The organism is Pseudomonas sp. FW305-3-2-15-C-LB1 (assembly GCF_058787615.1).
The window spans coordinates 231,179-255,098 of the sequence record NZ_JBYSZX010000007.1 but is presented as its reverse complement, the minus strand read 5'-3'; the positions used below and the strand labels follow the sequence as shown (position 1 = coordinate 255,098).

The 23,920-nt window shown below is 61.1% G+C and carries 18 protein-coding genes; 10 read left to right on the top strand and 8 right to left on the bottom strand.

Annotation, left to right across the window (positions count from 1 at the left end; translation table 11 throughout):
• Positions 1 to 3: 3 nt before the first annotated feature.
• The 3 genes from AC3WP7_RS16450 to AC3WP7_RS16440 form a co-directional block, all read right to left on the bottom strand.
• Positions 4 to 2,037, bottom strand: a complete 2,034-nt coding sequence (locus AC3WP7_RS16450; RefSeq protein ID WP_172963318.1) for an ABC transporter permease subunit — start codon at positions 2,035 to 2,037, stop codon at positions 4 to 6.
• Positions 2,038 to 2,421: 384 nt separating this feature from the next.
• Positions 2,422 to 3,408 carry a phosphate ABC transporter substrate-binding protein PstS gene (locus tag AC3WP7_RS16445; protein WP_092241611.1) on the bottom strand — a complete coding sequence of 329 codons (987 nt, stop codon included), beginning with the start codon at positions 3,406 to 3,408 and terminating at the stop codon, positions 2,422 to 2,424.
• A gap of 218 nt (positions 3,409 to 3,626) precedes the next feature.
• Entirely contained in the window at positions 3,627 to 4,916 is a 1,290-nt protein-coding gene (locus tag AC3WP7_RS16440) for an MFS transporter (protein ID WP_093120318.1), read from the bottom strand.
• 458 nt (positions 4,917 to 5,374) lie between these two features.
• Between AC3WP7_RS16440 and AC3WP7_RS16435 the strand changes: the two genes are divergently transcribed.
• Positions 5,375 to 5,779, top strand: coding sequence for an acyl-CoA thioesterase (locus AC3WP7_RS16435; RefSeq protein WP_003176975.1), 405 nt, complete (start codon positions 5,375 to 5,377; stop codon positions 5,777 to 5,779).
• Positions 5,780 to 5,837: 58 nt separating this feature from the next.
• Entirely contained in the window at positions 5,838 to 6,737 is a 900-nt protein-coding gene (locus AC3WP7_RS16430) for a D-hexose-6-phosphate mutarotase (protein WP_102592213.1), read from the top strand.
• 62 nt (positions 6,738 to 6,799) lie between these two features.
• On the opposite strand, the gene AC3WP7_RS16425 is transcribed toward AC3WP7_RS16430, so the two are convergent.
• The 4 genes from AC3WP7_RS16425 to purE form a co-directional block, all read right to left on the bottom strand.
• A complete protein-coding gene (locus tag AC3WP7_RS16425) occupies positions 6,800 to 7,336 on the bottom strand; it encodes a DUF3299 domain-containing protein (protein WP_102592212.1) in 537 nt (178 codons plus the stop codon).
• A 78-nt stretch (positions 7,337 to 7,414) separates the two neighbouring features.
• On the bottom strand, positions 7,415 to 7,660 hold the full coding sequence (locus AC3WP7_RS16420; RefSeq protein ID WP_058424295.1) for a GlsB/YeaQ/YmgE family stress response membrane protein: 246 nt from the start codon (positions 7,658 to 7,660) through the stop codon (positions 7,415 to 7,417).
• A 106-nt stretch (positions 7,661 to 7,766) separates the two neighbouring features.
• On the bottom strand, positions 7,767 to 8,852 hold the full coding sequence (locus AC3WP7_RS16415) for a 5-(carboxyamino)imidazole ribonucleotide synthase (RefSeq protein WP_015886586.1): 1,086 nt from the start codon (positions 8,850 to 8,852) through the stop codon (positions 7,767 to 7,769).
• An 11-nt stretch (positions 8,853 to 8,863) separates the two neighbouring features.
• Positions 8,864 to 9,355 (bottom strand): 5-(carboxyamino)imidazole ribonucleotide mutase, encoded by a 492-nt coding sequence (gene purE, locus AC3WP7_RS16410; protein WP_003176980.1) that lies wholly within the window; start codon positions 9,353 to 9,355, stop codon positions 8,864 to 8,866.
• A gap of 380 nt (positions 9,356 to 9,735) precedes the next feature.
• On the opposite strand from purE, the gene AC3WP7_RS16405 reads away from it, so the two are divergent.
• Positions 9,736 to 10,371: a hypothetical protein gene (locus tag AC3WP7_RS16405; protein ID WP_102667382.1), complete on the top strand. Its 636-nt coding sequence runs from the start codon at positions 9,736 to 9,738 to the stop codon at positions 10,369 to 10,371.
• A 56-nt stretch (positions 10,372 to 10,427) separates the two neighbouring features.
• Here AC3WP7_RS16405 and AC3WP7_RS16400 read toward each other — a convergent pair whose 3' ends face one another.
• The gene (locus AC3WP7_RS16400; RefSeq protein ID WP_092241605.1) at positions 10,428 to 11,339 is read right to left on the bottom strand and encodes a LysR substrate-binding domain-containing protein; all 912 of its coding nucleotides are present in this window, start codon (positions 11,337 to 11,339) and stop codon (positions 10,428 to 10,430) included.
• Between the two features lie 182 nt (positions 11,340 to 11,521).
• Between AC3WP7_RS16400 and aspA the strand changes: the two genes are divergently transcribed.
• The 7 genes from aspA (at position 11,522) to AC3WP7_RS16365 (ending at position 23,826) form a co-directional block, all read left to right on the top strand.
• The gene (aspA, locus tag AC3WP7_RS16395; RefSeq protein WP_102592211.1) at positions 11,522 to 12,946 is read left to right on the top strand and encodes an aspartate ammonia-lyase; all 1,425 of its coding nucleotides are present in this window, start codon (positions 11,522 to 11,524) and stop codon (positions 12,944 to 12,946) included.
• 380 nt (positions 12,947 to 13,326) lie between these two features.
• Positions 13,327 to 14,778, top strand: a complete 1,452-nt coding sequence (locus AC3WP7_RS16390; RefSeq protein ID WP_071490830.1) for an alanine/glycine:cation symporter family protein — start codon at positions 13,327 to 13,329, stop codon at positions 14,776 to 14,778.
• A gap of 77 nt (positions 14,779 to 14,855) precedes the next feature.
• A complete protein-coding gene (locus AC3WP7_RS16385) occupies positions 14,856 to 15,833 on the top strand; it encodes an asparaginase (protein WP_102592210.1) in 978 nt (325 codons plus the stop codon).
• A 51-nt stretch (positions 15,834 to 15,884) separates the two neighbouring features.
• Complete coding sequence (locus tag AC3WP7_RS16380; protein ID WP_092241599.1) at positions 15,885 to 16,877, top strand: AraC family transcriptional regulator; 993 nt, start codon at positions 15,885 to 15,887, stop codon at positions 16,875 to 16,877.
• Positions 16,878 to 17,008: 131 nt separating this feature from the next.
• Positions 17,009 to 18,043, top strand: coding sequence for a histone deacetylase family protein (locus AC3WP7_RS16375; protein ID WP_102592209.1), 1,035 nt, complete (start codon positions 17,009 to 17,011; stop codon positions 18,041 to 18,043).
• Complete coding sequence (locus AC3WP7_RS16370; protein WP_093514222.1) at positions 18,040 to 19,131, top strand: polyamine ABC transporter substrate-binding protein; 1,092 nt, start codon at positions 18,040 to 18,042, stop codon at positions 19,129 to 19,131. The genes AC3WP7_RS16375 and AC3WP7_RS16370 overlap by 4 nt, the downstream gene beginning before the upstream one ends.
• Positions 19,132 to 19,347: 216 nt before the next feature.
• Complete coding sequence (locus AC3WP7_RS16365; protein ID WP_309475179.1) at positions 19,348 to 23,826, top strand: dermonecrotic toxin domain-containing protein; 4,479 nt, start codon at positions 19,348 to 19,350, stop codon at positions 23,824 to 23,826.
• Positions 23,827 to 23,920 lie beyond the last annotated feature (94 nt).

The window sequence follows — 23,920 nt, the reverse complement described above, 5'->3', positions numbered from 1 at the left end:
TTCTTAAAGCGACGAGTATTTCTTGCGCAGACGCTGACGGATCAGCTCGGCGAGGGTGTTCATGATGAAGGTGAACAGCAGCAGCACCAGCGCCGAGAGGAACAGCACGCGGTAGTGACTGCCGCCCACTTCCGACTCGGGCATTTCCACGGCGACGTTGGCCGCAAGCGTTCGCAGGCCTTCGAACAGGTTCATCTCCATCACCGGGGTGTTACCGGTGGCCATCAACACGATCATGGTCTCGCCTACCGCACGGCCCATGCCGATCATCAGTGCCGAGAAAATGCCCGGGCTGGCGGTGAGGATGACCACGCGGGTCATGGTCTGCCACGGCGTGGCGCCCAGGGCCAGGGAACCCAGGGTCAGGCCGCGCGGTACGCTGAACACGGCGTCTTCGGCGATGGAGTAGATGTTCGGGATCACCGCGAAACCCATGGCCAGGCCGACCACCAGGGCGTTGCGCTGGTCGTAGGTGATGCCCAGGTCGTGGGAGATCCACATGCGCATATCGCCGCCGAAGAACCAGGTTTCCAGGTACGGGCTCATGTACAGCGAGAGCCAGCCCACGAACAGGATCACCGGGATCAGGATCGCGCTTTCCCAGCCATCCGGTACGCGCAGGCGCAGGGACTCAGGCAGGCGGCTGAAGATGAAGCCGGCCACCAGGATGCCGATCGGCAACAGCATCAACAGGCTGAAAATGCCCGGTAGATGCCCTTCCACATACGGCGCCAGGAACAGGCCGGCGAAGAAGCCGAGGATCACCGTCGGCATCGCCTCCATCAACTCGATCACCGGCTTGACCTTGCGGCGCAGGCTCGGGGCCATGAAGTAGGCGGTGTAGATCGCGGCGGCAACGGCCAGTGGCGCGGCCAGCAACATGGCGTAGAACGCGGCCTTCAAGGTGCCGAAGGTCAACGGGGCCAGACTCATCTTGGGTTCGAAGTCGGTGTTGGCGGCGGTCGACTGCCAGACGTATTTAGGCTCGTCGTAGTTTTCGTACCAGACCTTGCTCCACAACGCGCTCCAGGACACTTCCGGGTGCGGGTTGTCGAGCATCAGCGGCTGCAGCTTGCCGCCCGCCTCCACGATCACGCGGTTGGCCCGTGGCGACATGCCGTACACGCCTTGGCCGTCGACCACCGGGTCCACCAGCAGGGTGCGGTGGGCAGTGCTGTGGAATACGCCGAACTGGCCGGACGCGTCGAGGGCGGTGAAGCCCTTGCGGCGCTCTTCGGCGGAAATTTCCACGATAGGCGTGGTGCCCATCTGAAAGGTACGGATCTGCTTGAGCCGCTGTTCACCATCCGGGTCGCGGGCCATGAACCACTGGGCCAGGCCGCCCTTGGAGTTACCGATGATCAGCGAGATGCCGCCCACCAGCTGCGTGCTCGCGGTGACTTCGGCAGTCCCGTCTTCCAGCAGTTTGTAGCGACCATTGAGGCTCTTGTCGCGCAGGCTGAACACATCGGCCAAGGCACGGCCGTTGATCACATACAGCCATTGCTGGCGCGGGTCGATGAAAATTGCCTTCACCGGCTCGGTCATCTGTGGCAGCTCAATGCGCTTCTGCTCGCTGGTAACTTCGCCGGTCATCATGTTTTCTTCGCGGCTCAGGGACAGCACATTCAAGTGCGAACCCGCGGAGCCTGCCACCACCAGGGACGAATCCGTGGCGTTGAGGGCCACGTGTTCCAGCGGGCGGCCGGCGTCATCCAGAACGATCGGCGTTTCACCGTAGGGGTATTCGATCGCCGGCGTGATGGTTTTCTTGCCGTCCGGGTAGGACACCTTATAGGTGTGGCGGAACACCAGGGACTGGCCATTGGATAGACCGAGGATCACCAGCGGGCTGCCGGGCTGGTCTTCACCGATAGAAGCAACGCTGGTGCCGGCGGGCAGGGGCAGGTCGACACGCGTGAGCTCGGCACCGGTCTCGACATTGAAGAACAGCGCCTGGCCCTTGTCGGAAACCCGCATGGCGACCTGGTTCTGTTCTTCTAGGGAGATCATCAGCGGCTTGCCCGCGTCCTGGATCCAGGCCGGGGTCAGTGCGTCTTCCTTGGTCAATGAGGCGCCTTGAAACAGTGGCGCGACGACGTAGGCCAGGAAGAAGAAAATCAGGGTGATGGCGCCGAGGACGGCGAGGCCGCCGACCAGCACGTACCAACGGGTCAGGCGATCCTTGAGCGCGCGAATGCGGCGCTTGCGTTGCAACTCAGGCGTATTGAAGTCAATGCGCTTGGGGGGAGAAGTCGTCGTCATGGTGGAATTGGCCAGATCATTCATGCGCACACCCTAGCGATCCTGTATGACAGAAAGATGACAGTGCAGTGACGCAACAAATCCGCCGCGAAGCATGGCTGGCAGCGGACTAGAAAATTCGGATGCGGAGCCGGCAGGCCGGCCCCGCAGAGGCAATCAGTTGCCTTCTTTCAGACCCAGGTCAGCCAGGGCCTTGGCGGCGACTTTGGCTGGCAGTGGGATGTAGCCGTCTTTCACTACAACTTCCTGGCCTTGTTTGGACAGCACCAGTTTCACGAACTCGGCTTCCAGCGGGGCCAGAGGCTTGTTCGGCGCTTTGTTGACGTACACGTAGAGGAAACGCGACAACGGGTATTTGCCGTTCAGGGCGTTTTCTTCGCTGTCTTCGACGAAGTCAGTGCTGCCTTTCTTGGCCAGGGCCACGGTCTTCACGCTGGCAGTCTTGTAGCCGATGCCCGAGTAACCGATGCCGTTCAGCGAAGAGCTGATCGACTGCACGACCGAAGCCGAGCCTGGTTGTTCGTTCACGTTTGGCTTGTAGTCGCCTTTGCACAGGGCTTCTTCCTTGAAGTAGCCGTAGGTGCCGGACACCGAGTTACGACCGAACAGTTGCACCGGCTTGTTGGCCAGGTCGCCGGTCACGCCCAGATCACCCCAGGTTTTCACGTCGGCTTTGCCACCGCACAGGCGAGTCGAGGAGAAGATCGCGTCGACTTGTTCCATGGTCAGGTGCTGGATCGGGTTGTCCTTGTGCACGAACACGGCCAGGGCATCCACCGCAACCGGAATAGCGGTTGGCTTGTAACCGTACTTCTGCTCGAAGGCAGCCAGTTCGGTGTCCTTCATCTTGCGGCTCATCGGGCCCAGGTTGGAGGTGCCTTCGGTCAGCGCAGGTGGCGCGGTGGCCGAGCCGGCAGCTTGAATCTGGATGTTGACGTTCGGGTATTCCTTTTTGTAACCCTCGGCCCACAGGGTCATCAGGTTAGCCAGGGTATCGGAACCAACGCTGGACAGGTTGCCCGACACACCAGTGGTCTTCACGTACGCCGGGATTGCCGGATCAACACCAGCGGCCACCGCGTTGGCGGTCGCAACGCCAGCAGCGACAAAAGTCATTGCCGCCATCAAACGTTTCAGTTTCATGCCTTGCTCCTAGCAGATAGGGATAATTGGATCGGGGCCAAGTATCGGGAGGCCGTGTGAACACTCTATGTCTGGAATGTGACAATTAGATGAAAGGCCACTATTCAACGACGCCACGAAAAGCGCGCAGGCACGAGGCCCGGGAGGGAGAGATTAAGGCTTGGAAATACGTTGAAACGTGATCGTTCCCAGGGCCGGGAACGATCGTCATCCATGGCTTAGCGCGAACGCTTCCACAAATACCCACCCACCACCATCCCCATCACACACAGGGCGGCAACGTAGTAGGCCGGACCCAGCGGGCTTTCCTTCATCAGCAGCGATACCGCCAGCGGCGTCAGCCCGCCGAACACGGCGTAGGCCACGTTGTAAGAGAACGACAAGCCGCTGAAACGCACCACGGGCGGGAAGGCCTTGACCATCACGTAGGGCACCACGCCGATGGTGCCCACGAACAGACCGGTCAGGGTGTACAGCGGGAACAGCCAGTCAGGATGGTTGAAGAGGCTGTGATAGAGCGTCCAGGATGTAGCCAGCAACAGCGCACAACCGATCACCAGTACCCGGCCGGCACCGAAGCGATCAGCCAGGGCGCCGGAGGCGATGCAGCCCAGGCTCAGGGTGACGATGGCCAGGCTGTTGGCCTGTAATGCCACGGTCGGGCTGAAGTGATAGAGGGTCTGCAGCACGGTCGGGGTCATCAGGATCACCACCACCACGCCGGCCGACAGCAACCAGGTCAGCAACATCGACAAGACGATGGCGCCACGGTGGTCGCGCAGCACCGCGCGCAACGGCAACTCGGCGGCCAGTGCCTTGCGCTGCTGCATCTCGGCGAAGATCGGCGTTTCATGCAGCCAGCGGCGCAGGTACACCGACAACAGGCCGAACACACCGCCCAGCAGGAACGGGATACGCCAGGCGTAATCCGAGACTTGCTCCGGGCTGTAAATAGTATTGATGGCGGTGGCCACCAGCGATCCCAGCAGGATCCCGGCGGTCAGGCCGCTGGTCAGGGTGCCGCAGGCGTAACCGATATGCCGTGGCGGTACGTGTTCGGAGACGAACACCCAGGCGCCGGGTACTTCGCCGCCAATGGCCGCGCCCTGGATGATGCGCATCAGCAGCAACAGGATCGGCGCCCACAGGCCGATCTGCGCGTAAGTTGGCAGCAGGCCCATGATCAGGGTGGGCACGGCCATCATGAAGATGCTCAGGGTGAACATCTTCTTGCGGCCCAGCAGGTCGCCGAAGTGCGCCATGATGATGCCGCCCAGGGGGCGCGCGAGGTAACCGGCGGCAAAGATGCCGAAGGTCTGCATCATGCGCAGCCATTCGGGCATGTCGAGCGGGAAGAAGAGTTTTCCGACCACGGTGGCGAAAAACACGAAAATGATGAAGTCATAAAACTCCAACGCCCCGCCCAAGGCAGACAGCGACAGGGTTTTGTAGTCGTTGCGGGTCAGCGGGCGCGAAGGTTGCGCACTGCTTGCGGGCACGGAGGACATGGCAAGGCTTCTCTTATAGTAGTCGGGACGGCAAGCCCGGGACTTGCGGCAGGCATGGCAAGATAGCAAATCGCTCGCAAAAGCACAGCGGTGAGCGAATAACCGTTCAACCGCGCGAATTATTCCGCTTTCCTGAGCGTTATCTGCGCACAGAAGCACAGTTGCCGGAAAAAGCCGCAATACAGCCGCGAATTGCCGACCAAATGATCGCCCAGAGGTCGTCGTGGCGACAACGTGTCGATATACTCGGCCCTTGCAAGCGCAAGACCCCCAGTCTTGAGGGGCTGCTGTGCCAAACCGTCGTTGGAAGCCGTCCAGCCGATTTGGCAGAGCTTCCCTTTAGTACGCCTTACGAGAAACGCATCACGCGGAGTATGTTGGTGCTGAAACGTTTTTCCATAAGACGGCTATCCACTTGAAATACCCATGAAGCGTTACGGGTCAGAGGCACCCTTGGCATGATCGAACTCGAACAAGAAGATCCTATCCCGCAAGGCGATCTCGCCCTGCAAATCACCGCCCTGCCGCGTGAAACCAACGGTTTTGGCGACATTTTCGGCGGCTGGCTGGTCGCACAGATGGACCTGGCCGGCACCGCGATGGCAAGCAAGGTCGCGGGCGGGCGTGTAGCCACCGTGGCCATTGATCGCATGGCGTTCCTGGTGCCGGTCGCCGTGGGCGCGCAGCTCTCCTTCTATACCCAGGCCCTGGAAATCGGTCGCAGCTCGATCCAGATGATGGTGGAAGTGTGGAGCGACGACCCATTGTCCAGCGAATGGCGCAAGGTGACCGAGGCGGTGTTCGTGTTCGTCGCCATCGATGGCAGTGGTCGCACGCGTTCGGTGCCGTCGCGCGCACGTTAAACCTCACCGGGTTTTGACGGTCAATTGCCCCATTGCCTGCCATGAAGAGTGCTTTGTTATGCCGACACCCCACGTTGAATCCGTGAAAATCGACGAGTTGGACTGCTGGCGCATCCGCCACAACGGCGCCGAACTGATGGTGGCCCGACAGGGCGCACATATCTTCAGTTACCAGCGCGACGGCGAGCAGCCGCTGATCTGGCCGAACCCCGAAGCGGTGTTCAAGCAGGGCAAAGGCATCCGCACCGGCGTTCCGGTATGTTGGCCGTGGTTTGGCGTGTTCGACCGTAACCCGCAGAGCGTCAAGGCGATGCGCCAAAGCGATCATCCGGCCGGCGCCCATGGTTTCGTGCGCACAGCGCTGTGGGAATTGGCCGCGAGCACGCTTGAAGGTGAGGCACTGCGGGTGGACTTGGTGCTGCCAGTCCCAACAGGCGGCTTTCCTGGCTGGCCCCACGAGGTCGATCTTAAACTGAGCCTGTTGCTGGACGATCAGTTGCACATCCGCCTGACCAGCCATAACCGTGGCAACGATACCGTGACCCTCAGCCAGGCGCTGCACACCTATTTTGCGGTGAGCGACGTGCGCAAGGTGCACGTCGAGGGACTGGACGGAGCGGCGTATATCGATACCGCTGACAACTGGGCAACGAAGCAGCAAGCCGGTTTGCTGCATTTCACCGGCGAGACTGACCGTATCTACCTCGATACGCCTGCACAGCTGAGTATTGTCGATAGAGATTGGCAGCGCCGTATCCAGCTCACTGCCGAGGGCTCGACGTCAACGGTGATCTGGAACCCCTGGACCGAACGTGCCAAGGCGTTTGATGACATGGCTGACGATGGCTGGACGGGCATGTTGTGCATCGAGACAGCCAATGTGCTGGATGATGTGGTGAGTCTGGCACCCGGTGAAAGCCACACCTTGGGCGTGAGCATCAGCGCTGTCGCCCTGTAAGAACGACAATCAAAATGTGGGAGGGGGCTTGCGGCCCTCCCACATTGGTTATGCGCAGCCCTTTAAAGATCGGATTCCTTGACCACGCGTACTTTTCCGGCGTCCAGCGCATAAGCGGCATCCGCCAGATCGTTATTGACCTTCTCCACCTTCAACGTGCCCGTGACCCACAGCGGCGTATAGATATCATCCAGCTTCAGTCCTTTTGGATAACGCACCAACACCAGCTGGTTCGGCGGCGGAGGCGGCACGTGGATGCACGCCCCAGGGTAAGGCACCAGGAAGAACAGCGTGCTGCGGCCCTTGGCGTCGGTCTCCAACGGCACAGGATAACCGCCGATGCGGATGTTCTTGCCATTCATGGCCGCCACGGTCTTGGTTGAATACATCACCGCCGGCAAGCCTTTGCTCTGCTTCAGGCCACCCTTGTCGGTGAACGTGCCTTGGGCCTCGGGCGAGTTGTGGTCGATCTCGGGCATGGCTTCGAGGGCTTTTTGATCCGACAGCGGCATCAGGTCGAGCCAGTCGGTTTCCGGCAGTTCGCCGGCGTGCGCCAGGCCAGGGCCCAGCAGGAGGAATATCAACAAAAGACGGCGCATGGAGAGGCTCGGCAAGTACAGGTGGCGAGCATTCTAGCCCTCCGCGCCTGCGCAGCGCAGAGGGCTTCGTCGCTTAGATCATTTCTTTTTCAGCAGGCCGTAGATCACCAGCAGCACGATGGCGCCAATCAGCGCGCCGAGGAAGCCAGCGCCCTGGCCTGCCTGGTAGATGCCCAGGGCCTGGCCACCGTAAGTGGCGACCAACGAACCTGCGATGCCCAGCAGGATGGTCATGATCCAGCCCATGCTGTCGTCGCCTGGTTTCAGGAAACGCGCGAGCAGGCCGACGATCAAGCCGATAAAAATGGTTCCGATGATACCCATGGCATTTCCCTCTGAATGTAGGTGAGCTATGCCAAAGCCTAGTCAGGCTTTGGCATCCTGCAATCAGAGGACGGCGGTCGCCGAATGGTTCCCGCCGATCCGTGGCTTATTGCTCGGCGATCAACGCTTCGACCTTGAGGATCTGCGCTTGCAGCGTTGCACGATCCTTGCAGCGCAGGTTGGCGTGGCCGACCTTGCGCCCGGCCTTGAAGGCCTTGCCATAGTGATGCAGATGGCAGTCGTCGATCGCGATGACTTTTTCCACGGGCGGCACCACACCAATGAAGTTGAGCATGGCGCTCTCACCGACCTTGGCCGTGGAACCCAACGGCAAGCCCGCCACCGCCCGCAGGTGGTTTTCGAACTGACTGCACTCGGCGCCTTCGGTGGTCCAGTGCCCGGAGTTGTGTACGCGCGGGGCGATTTCGTTGGCCTTGAGGCCACCGTCGACTTCAAAGAACTCGAACGCCATCACGCCGACGTAATCCAGCTGCTTGAGTACACGGCTGGAATAGTCTTCGGCCAGCGCTTGCAACGGGTGGTCGGTGCTGGCCACGGACAGCTTGAGGATGCCGCTGTCATGGGTGTTGTGCACCAATGGGTAGAAGCGGGTTTCGCCATCACGGGCACGCACGGCGATCAGCGAGACTTCACCGGTGAACGGCACGAAGCCTTCCAACAGGCAGGCGACGCTGCCCAGCTCGGCGAAGGTGCCGACCACATCGGCGGCGGTGCGCAGGACTTTCTGGCCCTTGCCGTCGTAACCCAGGGTGCGGGTTTTCAGCACGGCGGGCAGGCCGATGCTGGCGACGGCGGCATCCAGGTCCGCCTGGGACTGGATATCGGCGAAGGCCGGGGTCGGAATGCCCAGATCCTTGAACATGCTTTTCTCGAACCAGCGGTCACGGGCGATGCGCAGGGCTTCGGCGCTCGGGTATACCGGCACGAATTGCGACAGGAACGCCACGGTTTCAGCCGGAACGCTTTCGAACTCGAAGGTCACCAGGTCGACTTCGTCGGCCAGCTGGCGCAGGTGGTCCGGGTCGCTGTAGTCAGCGCGCAGGTGTTCGCCCAGGGCTGCCGCGCAGGCGTCCGGCGCCGGGTCCAGGAAAGCGAAGTTCATTCCCAGCGGGGTGCCCGCCAGGGCCAGCATGCGGCCCAGTTGGCCGCCACCGATTACACCGATTTTCATCGTCAACAACCTCAGGCGATGCGTGGGTCTGGATTGTCCAGCACGCTGTCTGTCTGCTCAGCACGGAATTTTTTCAGCACCGCATGGAATTGCGGGTGCTTGGCGCCCAGGATACTGGCGGACAGCAGGGCGGCGTTGATCGCGCCGGCCTTGCCGATCGCCAGGGTCGCCACCGGGATACCGGCCGGCATCTGCACGATGGACAACAGCGAATCCACGCCCGAGAGCATCGCCGACTGCACCGGCACGCCGAGCACCGGCAGGTGGGTCTTGGCCGCACACATGCCGGGCAGGTGCGCTGCACCGCCGGCACCGGCGATGATCACCTCGATGCCACGGGATTCTGCTTCATCGGCATACTGGAACAGCAAATCCGGAGTGCGGTGGGCGGAGACCACTTTCACTTCGTAGGGAATGCCGAGTTTTTCCAGCATATCGGCGGTGTGGCTAAGGGTGGACCAATCGGACTTGGAGCCCATGATCACGCCAACCAATGCACTCATCGTCGTGCCTCTTCTCTCTGGGCGCCCACAGGCGCGTCAAAAAACAACAAGCCACGCGGGAAATCCGGCGTGGCTTGGTGTACGAATTAAGGCCGGTTGGACCGGCCGAAGGCCGCGCAGTATACCGTAATAATCCAGATAAACAGCCCCTGGGATGACCATCTGTCCAGCGCATCGCCCAAGGCCACTTATTGACTCAGAAGTCAGCCGCTTTCTGTTCAATCCCATTAAAAGCGCCACACTGATAACTGCGCGAATTACAACACCTGACACAGTTTCCTACTGACTCTTCAGACAAGTTATCACTTCATGAAAGTGCATCGACTATACGCTCGTTCCTCGTCACTTAATCTTCGACACGACACACGGAGGATATATCTATGGGCACTTACTCCATCTTCAACTTCTATCGAATCGTTTCACAAGGCGCCTCAACAATAACGGAACATTCCGCGCGCCCCGCCAGACAACCGATTTATGTGAATGTGATTTTTCACAAAGACTTGGGTCATGTCACCGAACGGGAATTCGAGCAAACTCATTTGGCCTTGGCCAAAAAACACATTGAGGAAATTTCAGGACGGGAAGTTGTCATCAATGTGATCCGCGACCCCAAAATTCGAGACTTCGCCTACAAATCCGACAACGATGTCGAGCGTGGCCTTCACGAACACCTGAGCAGAAACGGGAACCCAGGTCGCGACCGCCAAGCGGGAAAACCCAAGATCGAGAAAACTTTATTTGTAACACCGAACACTTCAAGCTTCAGAGAACCTGCAAAGGCCGACCCCAGCCATACGTATGGAATAACTTCTTACAACAATCCTCGAGGCGCTGCGCACGCACTTGGGCTTCTGCTGGGCGCAACGCGTGAAGACGGGGCCATCACTTATAACGGTTGGTGGAATGATACGTTCATGAAATACAACGGCGAGTCCCTGCTGCGCGGCAATGACTTGAACTACTCCGACGCCAACAAACAAAACATTCGCAAATACCTTGATAAATTCGACTGAGCCACCGTCCCGATCAATTTCACCAGGTCACGATCGCTTTGGGTTTTATTCGCCGCTCACAGCGTTGCGCCGGCCACGCCACCTTCCAACTTGCGCCATAGCAACCGCACATTCGCCTTGCGTACCAAGGCACAGCGGTACAGCCGAATCTCCAGCGGCACATGCCATTGCGGCCCGCCGCAGACCACCAGCTCACCACGCGCCAGCTCGGCACGCACGCTCAACTGCGGCACCCAGGCAATGCCCAGGCCTTCCAGGGCCATGCTCTTGAGGCTGTCGGCCATGGCGGTTTCGTACACCGTGGTGAAGCGCAGCGCACGCTGGCGCAGCAGCAAATTCACCGAGCGACCGAGAAACGCGCCGGCGCTGTAGGCCAGCAACGGGACGCTGCCGTCGCCTTCCAGGTCGAACATCGGTTTGCCATCGGCATCGGCGGCACACACCGGGAGCATTTCGGTGTTGCCCAGGTGCAGCGACGGGAAGATTTCCGAATCCATCTGCATCGCGGCGTCCGGGTCGTAGAACGCCAGCATCAGGTCACAACCGCCTTCACGCAGGGCGTGCACAGCGTCGCCGACGTTGGTGGCCACCAGCCGCGTGGCGATGTTCAAGCCTTCGTTGCGCAGTTGCGCGATCCAGCGCGGGAAGAAGCCCAGGGCCAGGGAGTGCGCCGCAGCCACTTGCATGACCTCACCCTGCCCGCCTTCCAGGTGATGCAAATGGCGCAGCACTTCACCGAGCTGCTCGACCACCGTGCGGGCAGTGACCAGGAACAACTGGCCCGCCGCCGTCAGCTCCACCGGCGTGCGCGAGCGGTTGACCAGGGTCAGGCCCAGGGCCGCCTCCAGGCTGCGGATGCGTCGGCTGAACGCCGGCTGGGTGACGAAGCGCCGCTCCGCCGCCTGGGAAAAACTGCGGGTCGCCGCCAAGGCGCTGAAGTCTTCCAGCCATTTGCTCTCAAGGTTCATTGCTGCCTCCCGTGGGTACGCACCATTTTGGCACACACGCCCGCCATGATAACCGGGTCACACTCACATTATGCCGTTTGTGCATAGGCCAGTGTTTAACAGCATTGGCCCAAAAAGTTCTACAAGCCTAGCATTCGCAGCGTTCCGGCCAGTTCCGGGTCCATATCGAGATGATTTCCGTCATGTCCTCCGCTGCATCTTTCCGTACCGAAAAAGACCTGCTTGGCGTACTCGAAGTACCGGCTCAAGCGTATTACGGCATCCAGACCCTGCGAGCGGTGAACAACTTCCGCCTCTCGGGCGTTCCGATTTCGCATTACCCGAAATTGGTGGTCGGTCTGGCGATGGTCAAGCAAGCGGCGGCTGACGCCAACCGCGAGTTGGGCCAGCTCAGCGAAGCCAAGCACGCTGCCATCAGCGAAGCCTGTGCCCGTCTGATCCGCGGCGACTTCCACGAAGAGTTCGTGGTGGACATGATTCAAGGCGGCGCCGGCACTTCAACCAACATGAATGCCAACGAAGTCATCGCCAACATCGCGTTGGAGGCCATGGGCCACAAGAAGGGCGAGTACCAGTACCTGCACCCCAACAACGACGTGAACATGGCGCAGTCGACCAACGACGCCTACCCGACCGCGATCCGCTTGGGTCTGCTGCTGGGCCATGACGCGCTGCTGGCCAGCCTCGACAGCCTGATCCAGGCGTTCGCCGCCAAAGGCGTCGAATTCAGCCACGTACTGAAAATGGGCCGCACCCAACTGCAAGACGCCGTGCCGATGACCCTCGGCCAGGAATTCCGCGCCTTCGCCACCACCCTGGGTGAAGACCTGGCACGCCTGAAAACCCTGGCACCTGAGCTGCTGACCGAAGTAAACCTGGGCGGCACCGCCATCGGTACCGGCATCAACGCCGACCCGCGCTACCAGGCCCTGGCCGTACAGCGCCTGGCGGTAATCAGCGGCCAGCCGGTCGTGCCGGCTGCCGACCTGATCGAAGCCACCTCCGACATGGGCGCCTTCGTACTGTTCTCCGGCATGCTCAAGCGTACTGCGGTGAAGCTGTCGAAGATCTGCAACGACCTGCGCCTGCTGTCCAGCGGCCCACGCACCGGCATCAACGAGATCAACCTGCCGGCCCGCCAGCCGGGCAGCTCGATCATGCCCGGCAAGGTCAACCCGGTGATCCCGGAAGCCGTGAACCAGGTGGCGTTCCAGGTCATCGGTAACGATCTGGCCCTGACCATGGCGGCCGAAGGCGGCCAACTGCAACTGAACGTAATGGAGCCGCTGATCGCCTTCAAGATCTTCGACTCGATCCGCCTGCTGCAACGTGCCATGGACATGCTGCGCGAGCACTGCATCGTCGGCATCACCGCCAACGAAGCCCGCTGCCGCGAACTGGTGGAGCACTCCATCGGCCTGGTTACCGCGCTGAACCCGTACATCGGCTATGAAAACGCCACCCGCATCGCCCGCATCGCCCTTGAAAGCGGCCGCGGCGTGCTGGAACTGGTGCGCGAAGAAGGCTTGCTCGACGACACCATGCTCGACGACATCCTGCGCCCCGAAAACATGATTGCTCCACGCTTGGTCCCGCTGAAGGCCTAAGCGTTTGTTGCACCGCTCACCAGGCTGAGGGACTAGACACCTCTCACCTTTTGAGGGCCTGAAGGCTCGTTCTTCAGGCCCTTTTTTTTGCCCCGAGGTTGTGAAATGAAGCCTATAAAAACGCCAATATCGCTCTGCAGGCCCACCGCCCAGCTGAAACCTTTAATCGCCCCGAGCAGACGGATCACGTTCGCCTAGGTATAGTGCCGCCCCTCTTCGCGTCAGAGATCGTCGGTAACGAGGTCCTGTGCAGCGCGAAACCGCATGAATAACAACACCCGCAAAAGGATTGGGGTCGAACGTCGTGCACTGCCTGGTGCTGAGCGATAGCGTCGAACCGTCCTGCGTTTGCCATTAGAAAAATCAGCGAGGAACACTCCATGCTCGAAGTCATCAACGACTTCCTCTCAGGGAAAGTACTGATCGTGCTCATTGTCGGGCTCGGCGGTTATTTCACGATTCGCTCGCGTTTCGTACAACTGCGTCACTTCTTCCACATGTTTTCGGTGTTTCGCGACAGCCTGAAAAACAGCTCCGACCAGCTCAGCTCCTTCCAGGCGCTGATGCTCAGCCTGGCCGGTCGCGTGGGTGCCGGTAACATTGCCGGTGTCGGTATTGCCGTGACACTGGGTGGCCCGGGCGCCGTGTTCTGGATGTGGGTCACCGCACTGGTGGGCATGTCGTCGAGCTTTATCGAGTGCTCCCTCGGCCAGTTGTACAAGCGCACCGACGCGGAAGGCACCTTCCGTGGCGGCCCGGCCTACTACATCCAGCACGGTTTGCAGAAGCGCTGGCTGGGCATGGTCATGGCGTTCCTGTTGCTGGTGACCTTCGGTTTTGCTTTCAACGGCTTGCAAGCCCACGCCGTGACCCACTCGCTGAACAACGCCTTTGGCCTGGACACCACCTACACCGGCCTGGCGCTGGCGGTACTGCTGGGCCTGGTGTTCATCGGCGGGATCAAGCGCATCGCCTCGATTGCCGACCTGCTGGTGCCGGTCAAGACCCTGGTCTACATCGCCGTGACTCTCTATGTAATCGTGCTGCAATTCGACCATGTGCCGGCCATGCTCGCGACCATCGTCAAGAGCGCCTTCGGCCTCGACCAGGCCTTCGGGGGCCTGGTGGGCAGCGCGATCATCATGGGTGTGAAGCGCGGCGTGTTCGCCAACGAAGCCGGCCTGGGCAGTGCGCCTAACGTGGCGGCGGTGGCGTCGGTCGAACACCCGATCGCCCAGGGCGTGGTGCAGGCGTTCAGCGTGTTCCTCGATACCTTCGTGATCTGCACCTGTACCGCGTTGCTGATCCTGCTCTCCGGCTTCTACACCCCGGGCTTCGAAGGCGACGGCATTGCCCTGACCCAGAACTCCCTGGCGGCGGTGGTGGGCGACTGGGGCCGCATGTTCATCTCGGTGGCCCTGGCGTTGTTCGTGTTCACCTCGATCATGTACAACTACTACCTGGGCGAGAGCAATCTGCGCTTCCTGGTAGGCAACAACCGCAAGGTGCTGATGGGCTACCGCGCCCTGGTGCTGGTGCTGATTTTCTGGGGTTCCATCGAGAACCTGAGCACCGTGTTCGCCTTCGCCGACATCACCATGACCCTGCTCGCGTTCGTCAACCTGTTCGCCCTGGCGTTCCTGTTCAAGATCGCCATGCGCATCCTCAACGACTACGACAACCAGCGCGCCGCAGGCATCAAGACCCCGGTATTCGATTCCAGCCAGTTCCCTGACCTGGACCTGGACCGCAAGGCCTGGCCAGCCAACCCGGTCAAGCCTGAGCCAAGCGCTCAAACTACCGCTGAACTGAACGCTCAAGCGCAACGCTGAGTGTAGAGAGATGACACGCCGCCCGGCCTTGGGCATGCTCTGGGCCCGGCGGCGTTTTTCGTTCAGGAGAAAATTCGATGTCCCCAGCTAACAACGTGATGGTGCTCTACACCGGTGGCACTATCGGCATGCAGGCCAGCGCCAACGGCCTGGCGCCCGCTTCAGGTTTTGAGGCGCGTATGCGCGAACAGCTTGCCGACGCGCAAGTGCCCGCCTGGCGCTTCCAGGAAATGTCGCCGCTGATCGACAGCGCCAACATGACCCCCATCTACTGGCAGCGCCTGCACGCCGCCGTGGTTGAGGCGGTGGACGCCGGCTGCGACGCCGTACTGATCCTGCACGGCACTGACACGCTGGCCTACAGTGCCGCCGCCATGAGCTTCCAACTGCTCGGCCTGCCGGCGCCGGTGGTGTTCACCGGCTCCATGCTACCCGCCGGCGTGCCCGACAGCGATGCCTGGGAAAACGTCAGCGGTGCCTTGGCGGCGCTGGGCGAAGGCCTGGCGCCGGGCGTGCAGTTGTTCTTCCACGGTGCGCTGATGGCGCCGACCCGCTGCGCGAAAATCCGCAGTTTCGGTCGCCACCCGTTTGCTGCCCTGCAGCGCAATGGCGGCGTCGCCCAGGCCGAAATGATCCCGGCCGCCCTGCATTACCGTCAGCTCAAAGCCGTGGCTAACGTCGGTGTGCTGCCGCTGGTGCCGGGTATTGCCGCCGGACAACTGGATGCACTGATCGACAGCGGCATTCAGGCGTTGGTGCTGGAATGCTTCGGCAGCGGCACCGGGCCGAGCGACAACCCGGCGTTCCTGGCCAGCCTCCAACGCGCGCACGATCAAGACGTTGTGGTGGTGGCGATCACCCAATGCCATGAAGGCGGTGTGGAGCTGGATGTGTATGAAGCGGGCAGCCGTTTGCGCGGCGTCGGCGTGTTGTCCGGTGGCGGCATGACCCGCGAAGCGGTGTTCGGCAAGCTCAATGCACTGCTCGGTGCAGGGCTCGACACCGCCGAGGTTCGTCGTCTGGTGGAACTCGACCTGTGTGGCGAGCTGAGCTGACCGGCCTGTAACTTGCTTCCCTTCCAGCCATCCCCTGGCTGGAAGTCCCCTATGCTGCACTCCCACCTGACCACTCTCAACGCCGTGTCCCTGGTGCTTAACGCTTTCAAGGCCGAAGGCTTGCCGGCCCAGGAACTGCTGGCTGGCAGCGGCATCTGCGCGGCGGACTTGAGCCGCGCCGACACGCGCATCACCACCAACCAGGAGATGCGCGTGTGTGCCAATGCCGTGGCGCGGCGTCGGGATATCGGCCTGGAACTGGGCCGGCAGATGCATGTATCGGCCTATGGCATGCTCGGCTATGCCCTGCTCACCAGTGCCACCTTTGGTGACGCCTTGCGCCTGGCGCTGCACTACCCGGCGCTGTTGGGAACACTTTTCGAGCTGAGCCTGGAGGAAGATGGCCAGCGCGTCTGGTTCACCGCCCGTGATTATCGCGAAGACCCGACGCTTGAGATGTTCAATGTCGAATTGTGCCTGGCCTCGCTGAAGGTCATCTGCGACGACCTGCTGGGCCAGCCGCTGCCACTGCTCGCCGCACGCTTCGAGTACGGCGCCCCGGACTACTGCGCGCGTTATACCGAAAGCTTCCCTTGCCCGTTGCAGTTCCAGGCCAGCGCCAACGCGTTTGCCTTCGACCGGCACTGGCTCGAACAGCCACTGCCGCTGGCAGACACCGTCACCCACCACGCCATGGCCGAGCGCTGCCGCAAGCAGAACCTGGAGTTCACCGGGCGCCAGGCCTGGCTGGGCAGGATTCGCCAGTTGCTCACCGCGCAACTCAACGCCGCGCCGGGCCTGGAAGGCCTGGCCATGCAGATGAACTGCTCGGCGCGCACCCTGCGCCGGCATTTGCACGACCAGGGTTGCAGCTACCAGGAGCTGTTGGACGAGTTGCGCTTCGAGCGCGCCAAGCAACTGCTGGCGGAGGACCAGTGGCCGATCTACCGGATTGCGGAGGCCTTGGGGTTCAGCGAAACAGCAAGTTTCCGGCATGCATTTGTGCGCTGGAGCGGCGTAGCACCGAGCCAATTTCGAGCATGATGCGCCATTGAGGGGCGAATTACGGACAGACACTTTGGCCATATTCATCCCCTTTTGGCCGCTCCTGCCGTTCTCTTGAACCGCGCCCACCGCAAGACTGCATGCACCGACCCAGCCTGCGGAGAACAAGAATGCTGACGATCTACTCGGACGATCACCACCTGCACCACGGCCGCTGCGAATTGATGGACGGGCAACTGATGCCCTGCTTCGAAATGCCCTCGCGGGCCGACCATGTGCTGCAGCGGGTCAAGGACCGCGAATTGGGGCCAGTGCAGGCGCCATACGACTTTGGCCTGGCGCCTTTGCAGCGCATTCACAACCGCGACTACCTGGATTTCTTCAAAGGCGCCTGGGCGCGCTGGACCGAATACGGCGAGGACGGCGATCTGCTGCCCTACACCTGGCCCGCGCGCACCCTGCGCCGCGTGCTGCCCACCAGCCTGCACGGCCAATTGGGCTATTACAGTTTCGACGGCGGCGCGCCGATTACCGCCGGGACCTGGCAGGCGGCCTACTCGGCGGCGCAAGTGGCGCTCACCGCACAACAGGCGATCCAGCGCGGCGCCCACAGTGCGTTCGCGCTGTGCCGCCCACCGGGGCATCACGCCGCCAGCGACTTGATGGGCGGTTATTGCTACCTGAACAACGCCGCGATTGCCGCCCAGGCGTTTCTCGACCAGGGCCACCGCAAGGTCGCGATCCTCGATGTGGACTACCACCACGGCAACGGCACCCAGTCGATTTTCTACGACCGCCGCGATGTGTTGTTTACCTCGATCCACGGTCACCCGGAGGCCGAGTTTCCGTTTTTCCTGGGCTATGCCGATGAGCTGGGCGAAGGCGCTGGCGAAGGCTTCAACTTCAACTACCCGCTGCCCGCTGGCTCCGGCTGGGACACCTGGAGCGCAGCACTGGAGCAGGCCTGCCGGGAGATCGAACACTACGGCGCCGACATCCTCGTGGTCTCACTGGGCGTGGACACCTTCAAGGATGACCCGATCTCCCAGTTCAAGCTCGACAGCCCGGACTACCTGGCCATGGGCGCGCGCATCGCACGCCTGGGCAAGCCGACGCTGTTCGTGATGGAAGGCGGTTACGCGGTGGAAGAAATCGGCATCAACGCCGTCAATGTGCTCGAAGGTTTTGAGGGGGCCGCCCAATGAATATGCTCAAGTCGCTTATGCTCTGCGCCGCCGTGCTGAGCAGCACCGCACACGCCGAAGAAAAAACCCTGAAGGTCTATAACTGGTTCGACTACATCACGCCCAAGGCGCTGGAGGACTTCAAGGCGCAGAACCCGAAGATCAAGCTGGTCTACGACATCTTCGACACCAACGAAGCACTGGAGGCCAAGCTGCTCACCGGCAACTCCGGCTATGACGTGGTGGTGCCCTCCAACGTGTTCCTCGCCAAGCAGATCGAAGCCGGCGTGTTCCAGCCCCTGGACCGCAGCCAATTGCCCAACTGGAACCACCTCGACCCCAAGCTGATGAAGCTGATCGAAGCCAATGACCCCGGCAATAAATTCGCCGTGCCCTACATGTACGGCACCATCCTGATCGGCTTCAACCCGGCCAAGGTCAAGGCTGCGCTCGGCGACAACGCTGCGGTGGACAGCTGGGACCTGATTTTCAAGGAAGAGAACATCAGCAAGCTCAAGCAATGCGGCGTAGCCCTGCTCGACTCGCCTTCGGAGATCCTGCCGTTGGCCCTGCAGCACCTGGGCCTGGACCCCAACAGCAGCAACCCCAATGACTACGTCAAGGCCGAGGCGCTGTTGATGAAGATCCGCCCGTACATCACCTATTTCCATTCGTCCAAGTACATGGCCGATATCGCCAACGGTGACATCTGCGTGGCCGTGGGTTATTCGGGCAGCTTCTCCCAGGCGGCCAACCGCGCCAAGGAGGCCAGGAACGGCGTAGTGGTGGATATGCGCCTGCCCAAGGAGGGCGCGCCGATCTGGTTCGACATGCTCGCCATTCCCAAGGGTGCGCAGAACCCACAGGACGCCTACACCTTTATCAACTACTTGCTGCAACCCCAGGTGATCGCACCTGTCAGCGACTTTGTCGGCTACCCCAACCCGAACAAGGATGCGACCGAACAGGTCGACCCGGCGATCCGCAACAACCCCAACCTGTACCCCACCGAGGCGGCGATGGCGGGGCTCTATACCCTGAAACCCCTGGGCCGTGATGCCGAACGTGCCAGGACCCGCGCCTGGACCAAGATCAAGTCCGGCACCTGATTGCCATAGATAAACACCGCCTTCCTGACGGCATGCTTCCTAGCATGGCAACACCCGGGGCTCAGCCTCGGGCGTCGCCCACCCATGCCTGTCAGGTCCCTTATGACATCAACCACAGCATCGCCTGCTTCGTCGTCAGCCTCCCGCTTCTACTCCACAGCCACTTTGATCACTCAGTTATCTGCCGGCCCTGCCTTTCGCGAGGTGGCGGCCGCATTGCTGCGACGCGAGCTCAAAATAAACTATCCCCATCTGGATATAGACCCCAATGTCACCGTGGTCGGTACGCCCGTCTGGGACATCGTCGGCGATAAGATCATCGCCAAGCCCCCTCGGTATCAGGCACTGTCCGACGTGCTGGCCAAACAGGCAGTACTCGGTGTACCGACGCTGTATGTCGAAGGGGAACACTTTCTCACCCAACTGCCTATCGCTGAACCGCCGGTGCACCTGCCCGTGCACATTGAAGACATCGCCAACACTATCAATTTGCTGGCACCGGTGATGATCATCGGGTTTCAGGAACAACAGGCCGATTACTGGAACTTGTCCAACGGCAATGCCGTCCCCCACTGGCATCAACTCTCCAGCGCCCTTCGCAGCTTCTGGAATGTGGACAAGGTGGAGGGCTGGACCCATGAAGACTGTGTCATGGCGCGCAGCCTGTACGTTGAACCGGACCCGGATCTGCGCAAGCGCAACGACCCTTATGCATCCCGGGCCTGCCTGGTGGATATCTTCCTGATCGACGACGCTGGCAAGGCCACCCACCTCAATGACAGCTTGATCGCGGTACTGGTCGGTAAACAGAACGGCCAGGAAGTTTTACTTACATACGCGCCGGGGCACGGCTATGACAAATTCAATTCCACCGAGGCACTGGGCAATGCCCTGGAGAATTATCTGCCGGACCGCGCCCTGGGCAAGAAAATCGATTGGCGCCTGTTCGAACCCAGCGGCAACTTTTTCGACCAACAAGCCTGCATCTTGATCTCCATTCAGATCGACGCCATCGGTGCACTGCACTTTACGGACACGATGCAAAGCCTGCCGGGGCCAATCACGGCACCTGCCGCCAAGGCTGTCAGCCAAAAGACACCCGGCCTGGACTGGTACAGGGAAGCCTTGCCGGAATGGCTCATCGAGGCCTCCAGTTCGGACCAGGATGCCTATGGCCGCCACCTGAAGGATCTGGCGGCGCTGCATAGCCTGAACGAGGGCCAGGCTTACGATGACGGCATTGCGCCGATCGAGCAGTACGCGCTAGAAGCGCTGAAACTGCAGATGAGCAAAGATCACGCAGAGGCCAGGGACCTGGCTTTGGAAAAGTTCGACATCGTGATCCAGAGCCCCGTCATCTGGGGCACCTTCACCGTGCCTGGACAAACCGTGACCACCACCTTCAGCCTGGCGCAACTGGCCCTGCAAAACCTGATCGCCCTGCCCCTGGGCAACAAAACCCTGCGCAGAAGCAATGGCGGCGCAATACCCAAGTGGCTCACTGTCAGCTACCTGGAAACCTTGATTACCGGCATTGATGTCGGCAACGCCTACCCCGCGCTGATCAAAAGCAAACTGCTGGATGACCCGACGGAATCGTGGCGACGCGAGCAGCTCTACACCAGCCATCTTCGCATTCAACTGCCACTGCTGGCGCTGCACTGCAAACTCAACCGGATCGGCGGCATCGACGAACGGGGTTATCGCTATGTGAACGCCGTGATGCAAGACAAAGCGGCCGATCACAAAGTCGAAGGCAATACGATCGTCATCCGGCCGCTGGCCTTTGTAAGTCGGAACACCAGCGGCAAGCCGGACACGGTTGCGAACATGTTCGTGATCGGGCCCTCCCATATGCAGGCCGGGCCCTGCCTGCTCTACCGCCCCTTGCTCGAGGACCCCTTGAGCCAATACCCATCGCCGGCCAATCTGATCTACGCGATCCAGCAATCCCCGAGCGTGCGCGAATCGGTGCTGGCCTGGCTGCCGGACAACGTGCGCACGGATTACGCCCGGTACGTGTTCCCAAGTTCCGTGCCCTCACCCTGGTCGGTGGTGGATTTCCTGGTGGACACTGCCAAGGTGCTGAGCCTGAGCGGTCCGTTGCGGTTGGGCGAGGAAACCCTCGATGGCGACCGGCTAGCCGCCCTGTTCAAAGCCAATGCCAATGCGCTGGTCACGTTGGCCGACAGGCAGTCGGTCTCCAATGCCGATGCGCGCTGGGCCACTTTCGAGCGCACCGGCTGGCTGATCTTCAACGCCGCTTTGCCGTTCCTGGGGCGCACGGCCGGCGTTGCGGCGTGGATCTGGCAAATCATGGATCAACTGCAAGAAGTCGTCGACGCCGAAGAGGACCCCCAGCACCGGTTACGCTGGAATGCCATCACCGACTTGCTGCTCAACCTGGGCATGGCGATCACGTTGCACCGGGTAACTCGCCGCACCGAGGCGTTGCCTCCCCCTGCGAAGCGGCCGCTGATAGAGCCAACGCTACCCGAAGAAAAACCATCGACCACCATTCGCAAGATCGCAGACGTCAATACCTCTGAAATCCCCGCAGACCGCTCCCAGCCGTTGCACACCAGCGGTGCATCCCACCGCAACCCTTCGCAACTGGGCGCGTTCCTGGACACCTACAAGGTCGAGAAACCCAGCAACCTGGGCGAACCGATCAGCGAGCAAGGCCCCAGCCAACACCTTTACAAGGTCGCGGACAAATATTTCGCCCCCGTGGGAAACCGCTGGTTCCAGGTGATCATTGATGAAAGCGACTATGTCGTGATTGTCGATGGGAAACAGCTGTCACGCCTGGGCCCCTTGTTGATCGCCAACCGCCAAGGCAACTGGTTCGTCGATACCCGCCTGCGCTTGCGCGGCGGCGGGCCTACGTTGAAAGCCAGAAGGGCCAAGGCCTTGGCGCAAGAGCGCGCGAAACACTTGCGCACCCAGTTGAGCGAATTCGAAAAAACCAAAAAAGATGCACAGGCCGAGCTGCAAAAAGCCCATGCAGACATGACCAACGGGGCCGCCGAAACGGCCGATTCACGTCGGCAACGCTATCTGCAGACCCTGGTCGATCAACGCGAAAACTATGAATCGGCCCTGCAGCAACTCAAGCAGTTGAATATCTTCGCGCCCTCATCGGACTACGCGTCCAAGGCCATCACCTACCTCAAGGCACAGATCGAATTCACCCGCGCGGGGATTCGCGAGGCCCTCACCCGCTTTGCCCCCATGATGCGCAGGGTGTTGGACCAACTTCAGAATCCAACCGATGAACGCCCCATTGATGACGCACGCGAGATGATGGGCCTGACCCAGGACATGCTTGAGCGCCTGGACTACATGAACACGCGCTTCGACGAACTCCGGCTGTTGTCCAGGGAAGGCGTCACCTTGATCCGAGACACCAAGGGCACCTTGCCGCATTATCCTCGCGAATACCTCAAGGCCCTGCAGATCACCCTCGCCCGCCACTTGTGCCTGTCGCAAAACACACTCAGCACCGCCCCGCAGGCCTGGTCGACCATCGATGCGATTGTCGACGCCGCCGATATCGTCGTCCAATGCCTGAACGACACCTTGCAGGAGCGCAGTGAGTCGCGCCTTGATGAACGTATCGACACCTTGGGCAGCCTGGTCGGTCAGTTCCAGATGCTTGACGAACGCTTGAGTGATTTTGCCGAACGCTTTACCGAACATGTACAGACGGACCCGATCAGGCAGCTGCACACGCACATCAGCGAGTTCAGCCAGCAGGCTTCACAGAATCTGGCACTGCTGATCGTCGAGAGAGATGCGTTCAGGTTGCGCCCCGCCCCGGCGCCCGTGAGGCCGCGCCCCCTGACCAAGTTCATCCGTACCCGCTACGATGGCATCCGCATCGGCGAAGCGCGGCTGTCGTCGGCCGGGCAGGAGACCGACCTGGTGGATATCCGCTCCCCGACTACAAACAGGATCATCGCCACTTATCACCAGAAAAGCCCGGGGGTCTGGGTCGAACGGCTGCCCACCTCTAAAAAACCGATGCCCACGCTCAGCACGTCCGTCGCCGTCAGCGAAGGCCAGGCCCTGCTGGACACACTGCCCGACTTCCATCGTCGTACCGAATTGCGTGCCAACCAGGAGGCACGTACACCAACGGGCATCGAATTTCTTTATCACCAGCAAGCCCAGCGCCTGGAACAGGCTGTCGAAGCCATTGACCGCGCCTTGACCCAAAGCAACATCACCGACGACGACACGCTCTCGGCCAGCACTGTCAACAAGGCGCTGACAGCAGCCATCGCCGAGCTGTACAACCGCAGTCGCAATCACGTGCGCAGGCTTTACAAGAAGTTGCCGCCGACCACCCAGAGTGTCGAGTGGCTGCTTGAGCATGATGAAATCACAATCCGGAAAACGGTCTCTCGACGCAGGCTCAAGGGCCCTCGCCCGGACTTTCTCGATGAATACAGCATCACCGAGCGCAGCTCTGGCAGCCCGCTGTGGTATGCGCACTTTCGCTACAGTGCCTCCTGGACACCGGCAAAAAACTACATCGCCGCGCGGTTGAAAACCGTGGCCGAACAACGCCAGGGCCGGATCGCTGACACCACCACGGGCCTGAGCGAAACCCAGCGCATCGACTTCTACCTCAGCGAAATCAGCCTGGAGCAAGCCCGCCGGCTGTTTTTCGAGAAGCGCAGAACCTGAACCGCCCGGGTCGACCGTTAATTAACTACCATCCGCGACCTTCCTTCTGTCATTACCGTGCGCATTCGCCCGGGTCAACGACAGAAGGAGCCGA